A 6,747-nucleotide genomic window follows, 5' to 3' on the forward strand; every position below is an offset into this window, starting at 1 on the left:
ATCTGGAGGATCCACCATGCCGACCCTGACCTACCCCCATTGGCGCGATGTGCCCACACACGCCTGGCGCTGGCCGAATTTCTCTGCCGCCGAGATTGCCTGCCGCGGCACCGGCGCGATCAAGATCAACACCGAAGCCATGGACAAGCTGCAGGCCCTGCGCGACCGGTTGGGCAAGCCGCTGATCGTCCGCTCTGCCTATCGCAGCCCCGAACACAACCGCGCCGTCGGCGGGGCCCCTGCCTCGAAGCACATGCAGGGAACGGCCTTCGACATCGCCATGGCGAACCATGATCCCGCAGCCTTCGAGGTAGCAGCGCGGGCGGTTGGCTTCCTGGGGTTCGGGTATTATCCCCGCTCCGGCTTCATGCACATCGACCTTGGGCCCGCTCGTTCGTGGGGCGATCCGTTCCCGGCGCGGCCGGTGCCTTTTGCACCTGAACTGCCACTGGCGCGCGAAGTGCTGTCGGCAAGCCGCACGCTACGTGGCGGCGGGGCGGCCGGTGCCGCCACGGTCGGCGCAGCTGGGGTCGAGGTACTGCAGGACGTTCTCGCCGAGACCCAGTCCACCATCCAGCCGCTGGTGCCCTACCTCGACACGCTGCGCTGGGTGCTGATCGCCATCGCGCTGATCGGCATCGCGGTCACCATCCACGCCCGGCTCGACGACTGGAAGCGGGGCCAGAGATGATCGGCTGGCTCTTCACCCGCGGCCCGGCGCGCAAGGCGCTGGGCCTGATCCTCGGAGCGGCGACGACCCTGCTGTTCCTGCTGAATCTGCGCCGCGCCGGGGAGCGTGCCGGGCGCGCCGCCGAACGCCTTGAAGCCAGAGAGAGAAACCATGCCATCCACCGCCAGATGCTCGATGCCGCCAGCCGCCGCCCCCCTGATCGCGATGCTCTGGCTGAGCGGCTGCGCGACGGCAGGTTCTGACAGTGCCCCTTGCCCGCCGGTGGTGGAATACAGCACCGCCGAGCAGACCCGCGCTGCGGTCGAGGTCGAGGCGATGCCGGAAGAAGCCGTGCTGGTGCGGATGATGAGCGATTACGCCGTCCTGCGCGATCAGGCGCGGGCCTGCAGGTGAATACCGGGCCGGGCATTGCCATGCGGGAAGCACCAGACGCCTCGACCGCAGCACCATGCCCGGCCCGGTTCACGGATTCACAGTTTCAAAAAGCGGCAGGGATTCGCTGCGCAGGGATCATCGCACGGCAAGCTCCGGTCTGTCCCACGGCGAGATGAGCACAATTGTGCACATCAGGAGAACGGGGCCTATGCGGTTTCCTGCACGCTCAAAGCGCCATAACCTCCTTGGCGCAGGAAACGGGTGCATTACGACCTCATCTTGGCATGGCAACGCCCCCGATGCAGGTTACCGTACCTACGCCACCCCGCCCTGCCCCAAGGAGAACGCATGGCCCATTTCTTCACTGCCGACACCCATTTCGCGGATGACCCGGTGCGGCGCTTCTTCGACCGGCCCTTTGCCTCGGTTGAGGCGATGGACGCCGCGATGATTGCTCGTGCGGGCGTGGTTGGACCCGATGACGACCTGTGGATCATCGGAGACTTCGCCGCCTGCGAGTCCGACGCCGGACGCATGGCCGCGCAGGCGGGTTTTGCCGCGCTGCCGGGGCGGAAACATCTGGTGCGCGGCAATCACGATCCCGACTGGCTGGTTCGCGCGCTGCCATGGGCATCGGTTCACGATCTGGTCGAGATAGGCATCGGAGAGCGCCGCTTTGTCCTGTGCCACTATCCGCTGGTCACCTGGAACGGCGCGCGGGCCGGAGCGATCCAGCTTTTCGGTCATGTCCACACCCGCTGGCGCGGTGCCGAGGGTCAGGTGAATGTCGGCGTTGATCAGTGGGATTTTGCGCCGGTCACCCCGGATCAGGCAGAGTTGGAGGCATTGATGCTGCCTCCGTCTCGTTTGCATCAGATGGCTGAGGGTGTGGAGACGGTCGCAGAATGATCGACCTATGTTAGCAGCAAAAAGGGCTGCGAGGGGCGAAGAAATTGGAACCAGAAATCAAATCGCGAAACCGGACACAGATCAGGCTGTCGTCTGCCGGACCGGGCGCGATGTCCCGATCCGGCGACGATAGCTTAGGGGCGCGGCGGCAGACACAGCTTTTCGCGAATCGCTCCAAGCACCTCAACAGGGTTTTCGCCTTCCACAAGTCGCCGCATCGGCGTGGTAATATATTTTTCCACATCATCCGTGCTGATCAGGGCATCAAGGGGAACTGCGAAAAGCCAGCTTACCTCGTCTGAGTGAAGCCAGCGATACTCGTCGGTGACGCACTCCTCGATATAGCCTGACGAGTTGGGGCCTTCGCTATCAAACCCCCATGCGTCCTCAAAATCTCTGGACGGCGCATACGCCGCAAGAACCTTGGCGCGTTTTCCGTGTTGCCAGTCGCCCTCAACGCCAACGTCGCAGGTAAGCTGGATGGCCAGAGTTATCCAACCGACATCCTTCTTTTTCCCGTTTGGTGCCTGCCTGACTTTGTAATAAGCCTCCCAGACCGGATATATCCATCCACTATCCTGAGAACCTTCATCAGAATGCTCTATAACAAGTTTCTTCTCGTCGCATTCGATCACACTGAATGCCTCGCAGAGCTTGTCGAGGTTTTCAGAAGATCTCAACAGATTCTGGGCAGATTGCCAGATGGCTTCGTCAGTGGTCATTTGTGCCTCTCGGTAAAATTGAATTGCGCTGCAGGTACTGATCCGACCGCATTTCCGGGATCAAACTGCCTGCCTGCTGCGAAAGTAAAACTTGCGGCCGGCGGCATCATGATATCAGGAGGCCATGATCCCAGCACACTTCCCTTCGGAGTGCCCCTGAGAAAATCTTCAGCCGTTCTGGTCCACGAAATCAATCCGGGATCGTCATTTTTTTCGGTGGACAGACGGCGCAGCCGCTCTGTTACCGCTGGCCATGTCAGGCTATGGAATGTCAGTTTGGAAAACTCTCCCTCGGCTACCTGCATGGCTTCCGTATGCTTCATCTCCGCTCCGAGCAGAGTATAGCCAATCACGTTCCGATTTTCAGCGGGCAGGCCGCCGCGGAGACATTCGCCATCACGAAGTGTCCGGACTTCACGACCGACTTGCTCATCACCGAGAGGTGCGCCCCACTTCACCTCCACGATCCAATAGGCAGGGCCATCATCAGTGCGAATTCTCAGGACCACATCCGGCTCTGCATTTTCTTCCGGGTGCCTCAGATACGGCCAGAGAAAGATTTCTGCGTCACCACGCAATTCCTGACCGATCAGTGCCTTCAGTGCCAACTTCTGCGCAGGTGCGGAAAGAAACTGGATCGTGCCAAACAGCGCCGAGGTTATCAAATCCTCGCGCGGCTGCTTTCCAACGCCGTCTATCACCCGATCGAGCCTAGCTTTTCTTGCGTTTATCGCATGAAACATTACCCACCCCCGTCATGCCTTGAGATTTCCGGTCACATATCATTCAGGTTTCCTTTTGATACGACTTCCACATTCTCCCCCCATCTGGCCACATACCATTCCATTTCCTGCCGCCCGCCAGCCCGGAACCGCACCACCAGCGAGCCGTTGGGCAGCCGCTCCGTTTCCTGCTTCGGATGAAAGACATAGGTCGCCGCCTCGTCCGCGACTTCGGGCAGAAAGCGCCATTCCACGTCCTGCGGCTCTTCGCGCCAGATGCCGAAGCTTTCGGCCAGCCAGTCCTGCAGGTCGAAGCCCTCGGGGCGCTCATAGATGTCATCCTCCAACGCGATGCGCTCAAAGCCGGCCAAGGCAAACAGGCGCAGGTCGTCTTGGTATTCGCTCCAAGCCAGCAGGTATTGCCGACCCTCACCGAACAGCATGGCGATCGGGCCAAGCCGGGTGTCGCGCGACAGCTTGCCCGAAGCACGGGCGCGGTGGTCGGCCGAGATCATCGCCCCGGCAAGAATCGCCTCGCGCAGCTTGCGCAGGATGTCGGGGTCAATGCGTTCGCGAGGACCGGGGCGGAAGGCGACGCCATCGGCCATCAGCTGCGCCTCGAGGTCGGCAGCGACGCGACGGCGGCGGTCCTCGCGGAACATCGCCTGCACCTTGGACAGCAGCCGTTCCAGCGTTTCGGCGGTGTCGAGGTCGCCCTCGCGCCGTGCGATGCTAGCGGCCCGGTGCCCGGCCGTCAGTTCGTCGATGGTGGGTTCCACCATCTTTCCCAGCGTGCCAGCTGGAAAGCGCCAGTATTTCTGGCCGTTCTCGCCCGGACGCTCCTCGAGCTGGGGGAAGGCGCGCAGCACGGCATCGCGCATCCGCTCGGCCGTGCGCCGGGACACGCCGAAGGTCTGTTCGATGTCGGCAATCGAGACACCTTCGGCCGAGCCCTGCATCATCACGGCCAGCCGCAGCAGATCTTCCTGACGGGAATAGCGCATGATGCCTCATTTGCCTCTGGCTCCGACTTTGGCCGTTGCGGTCGCGCCCTGTCAACGGCCGAAGCCGATGGGCCGGGCAGCGCCTTCCTTCGCCGCGGACTCGCGCCGCAGTTCGGCGAGGATGGTCGTCGTGTCTTCCTTACCAAGGGCGCGGATCCGGCGGGCGACATTGGCGAAGTCGCCCGGGGCCAGCCGGTCCAGCGCCGCGACCTCTGCCGGGACCGGCGCCGCGAAGTGCGCGGCCCAGGCAAGCGGTAACTGATCCGGGCGCAGCCAGTCGAACCGGATGCGGAAGGTGAAGCGCCGCTGCGTTGCCGGGTCGAGGTGTTCCGCCAGGTTGGTGGTGCAGACTAAGGGGAGCGGATGGCTCTCCATCCAGGTCAGCATCTCGTTGACCTGGCTCACCTCCCACTGACGGACAGCATTGCGCCGGTCGGCAAGCAGGCTGTCGGCCTCGTCGAAGATCAGCAGCGCCCCCTCGGCCCGGGCATCCGCGAAGGCGCGGGCAATCGCCTGCTCGGTGCCGCCGACCCACATCGACAGCAGGTCCGAGGCCCGCTTCTCGATGACCGGCAGGCCCAGTTGCCGCGCGAGGTGGCGGGCCCAGGCGCTCTTGCCCGTTCCGGCCGGACCGTCGAGGCAGAAGGACAGCCGCAGCGGTTTGGGGGTGGCGGCCAGTCGCGCTTCCAGCAGGGTCAGGCTGGTATCGGTGTTGGCCAGCGTCGGAACCCACGGCACCTCGGAGTGGTGGCGGGGCGGCGGCGCGACACCGCCATTGGTCACCTTGGCCGACGCCCCGAGAACCTGCTCGAAGGTGTCGATCCCGCCGCCGCAGGCCCGCGCGACCCGCATCGCGTCTGCCACCAGCGCCGGTGGCTGATTGTGGGATTCCGCGAGCGACGTGATCGCCGCGGCATCTTCGATTGCCACATGCCGATCCGCCAGGCGCTGCCAGATCCGTTTGCGGATTGGCCCTGCGGGCGGGCGCATCTCGGCCGAGAAGGCCATCCTGCGCAGAAAGGCCGGATCGCAGGTCTCGATCGAATTGGTCGTCCAGAGGGTCGGGACCGGATTGGTTTCCAGGAGCCGGTTGGCAAAGACTTTCGACGTCCGCTCCGGCCGGAAGAAGGGAAGAACGGGCCGACCTCCAAACAAATCTTCCATTTCATCCAGCAGCAGGACGGTGTCACGCCTCGACGCCAGCATCCGACCCGCGATGCCCAGTTCGGCCAGTCGCTCGCCCCGCGACGGTTCTTCGCCGCTGTCGTCCGCCTCGCCGACCGCGCGCAGGCTGGCGCCAAGTTCACGGGCCAGAACCTTGCAGAATTCGGTCTTGCCCGTCCCCGGCGGCCCGTAGAGCAGGATGTTCACCCCGCGCGTACCCTCGGCGAGGGCCTTCTGCAGGAGCTTGCGCATGATGGCTGCACTGTCGCCCAGCCCCGTGAAGTCGCCCCATTCCGCTTCGGGCGGCGGTGCGGGCGGGAACAGGAGCGCGACGAGTTCTTCGATGTTGCCGAAGTCGGCCATCAGCGCACCGGCGAGGCGATCCGATACCGTGTAGGGGATCGACTGGCGCGACCAGTTGCGCCCGTCGTTCTGCAAGAGCCCCGAAGTCCGCAGCCGACCATCTGGCCGAAGCGCCGCACGGACGGCAGTGTGATCGGCACCGGCGAACTGGGCGATCAGGAACGGCAGCGTCACGTCCTGCGTCTGGAGTGCCCGGTCGACCACATGCTCGAACATGTCGAAGCTGCGATAGCTGGCGAAGAACTCGAGGATCCGCGCCTCCACGTCGGTCAGGCCGAAGTGCTGCCCGAGGCGCGCCGCGTTGATCCGGACGAGGTTTTCCTCGCGTGGATCATCACCGCCACGCAGCTCCTCCAGAAGACCGCGTACTCTCCCCCACCAGGCCGCCCCTGGCCGGGTTCGCGGCCGTTCCGGGCATTCGACGTCGGTCAGGTATTCGATCCAGCCCGGCACCTCCTTGGCCACCTTGCTGCCGGGGCCGAAGCGATCGGCGAGGACCGCGACGAGTTCGAGTGCGAGATGTTTTTCCGTGGTCATCTTCTCTCTCCGTTGATGAAGAGAGGATGCAGTACGCGCACGTCAGAAACGGACGTATCGAACGGCGAAGCCCGGTGATGCCTGCCAATGCGGGCTTATGCGCGCCGTTGCGGTTTTTCTGGTGTCGTGTTGATGTGGCGTTGATGTAAACCGAAATGCCTAAAACCCGACGATTTACGTCGGGTTCTAAGTATCTGACATATTTGAGAGATTTGGTTGCGGGGGCAGGATTTGAACCTGCGGCCTTCAGGTTATGAGCC

At 63.6% G+C, this 6,747-nt stretch carries 8 protein-coding genes; 4 read left to right on the plus strand and 4 right to left on the minus strand.

All coding sequences use genetic code 11. The features are described 5' to 3' along the window. The first annotated feature begins 16 nt into the window (after positions 1–16). The 4 genes from FOA17_RS01210 to FOA17_RS01225 all read left to right on the plus strand — a co-directional run bounded on the left by FOA17_RS01210 (position 17) and on the right by FOA17_RS01225 (position 1,975). On the plus strand, positions 17–691 hold the full coding sequence (locus tag FOA17_RS01210; protein WP_149139691.1) for a YcbK family protein: 675 nt from the start codon (positions 17–19) through the stop codon (positions 689–691). Next, on the plus strand, positions 688–933 hold the full coding sequence (locus FOA17_RS01215; protein ID WP_074969954.1) for a hypothetical protein: 246 nt from the start codon (positions 688–690) through the stop codon (positions 931–933). The genes FOA17_RS01210 and FOA17_RS01215 overlap by 4 nt, the downstream gene beginning before the upstream one ends. Before the next feature lie 22 nt (positions 934–955). Beyond that, on the plus strand, positions 956–1,084 hold the full coding sequence (locus tag FOA17_RS20260; protein ID WP_269458819.1) for a hypothetical protein: 129 nt from the start codon (positions 956–958) through the stop codon (positions 1,082–1,084). 330 nt (positions 1,085–1,414) lie between these two features. Continuing rightward, positions 1,415–1,975 carry a hypothetical protein gene (locus FOA17_RS01225; protein ID WP_083412889.1) on the plus strand — a complete coding sequence of 187 codons (561 nt, stop codon included), beginning with the start codon at positions 1,415–1,417 and terminating at the stop codon, positions 1,973–1,975. A 134-nt stretch (positions 1,976–2,109) separates the two neighbouring features. On the opposite strand, the gene FOA17_RS01230 is transcribed toward FOA17_RS01225, so the two are convergent. Genes FOA17_RS01230 through FOA17_RS01245 form a run of 4 tightly spaced genes read right to left on the minus strand, consistent with a single transcriptional unit; the run spans position 2,110 to position 6,487 of the window. Further along, entirely contained in the window at positions 2,110–2,697 is a 588-nt protein-coding gene (locus FOA17_RS01230) for a hypothetical protein (protein WP_074969950.1), read from the minus strand. Next, complete coding sequence (locus tag FOA17_RS01235) at positions 2,694–3,440, minus strand: hypothetical protein (protein ID WP_149139692.1); 747 nt, start codon at positions 3,438–3,440, stop codon at positions 2,694–2,696. Before FOA17_RS01235 ends, FOA17_RS01230 begins: the two co-directional genes overlap by 4 nt. A 32-nt stretch (positions 3,441–3,472) precedes the next feature. After that, a complete protein-coding gene (locus FOA17_RS01240) occupies positions 3,473–4,423 on the minus strand; it encodes a helix-turn-helix transcriptional regulator (RefSeq protein ID WP_149139693.1) in 951 nt (316 codons plus the stop codon). 51 nt (positions 4,424–4,474) lie between these two features. Continuing rightward, positions 4,475–6,487 (minus strand): ATP-binding protein, encoded by a 2,013-nt coding sequence (locus FOA17_RS01245; protein ID WP_149139694.1) that lies wholly within the window; start codon positions 6,485–6,487, stop codon positions 4,475–4,477. Positions 6,488–6,747: the final 260 nt, after the last annotated feature.

The sequence above is a fragment of the Gemmobacter caeruleus genome (assembly GCF_008271655.1).
GTDB classification, from domain to species: Bacteria; Pseudomonadota; Alphaproteobacteria; order Rhodobacterales; family Rhodobacteraceae; genus Gemmobacter; species Gemmobacter caeruleus.

Bases quoted from the DNA above. Each gene is read 5' to 3' on its own strand.
- FOA17_RS01225 (WP_083412889.1), top strand. From the start codon at position 1,415: ATGGCCCATTTCTTCACTGCCGACACCCATTTCGCGGATGACCCGGTG.
- FOA17_RS01245 (WP_149139694.1), bottom strand. From the start codon at position 6,487: ATGACCACGGAAAAACATCTCGCACTCGAACTCGTCGCGGTCCTCGCC.
- FOA17_RS01230 (WP_074969950.1), bottom strand. From the start codon at position 2,697: ATGACCACTGACGAAGCCATCTGGCAATCTGCCCAGAATCTGTTGAGA.
- FOA17_RS01240 (WP_149139693.1), bottom strand. From the start codon at position 4,423: ATGCGCTATTCCCGTCAGGAAGATCTGCTGCGGCTGGCCGTGATGATG.
- FOA17_RS01210 (WP_149139691.1), top strand. From the start codon at position 17: ATGCCGACCCTGACCTACCCCCATTGGCGCGATGTGCCCACACACGCC.
- FOA17_RS01215 (WP_074969954.1), top strand. From the start codon at position 688: ATGATCGGCTGGCTCTTCACCCGCGGCCCGGCGCGCAAGGCGCTGGGC.
- FOA17_RS01235 (WP_149139692.1), bottom strand. From the start codon at position 3,440: ATGTTTCATGCGATAAACGCAAGAAAAGCTAGGCTCGATCGGGTGATA.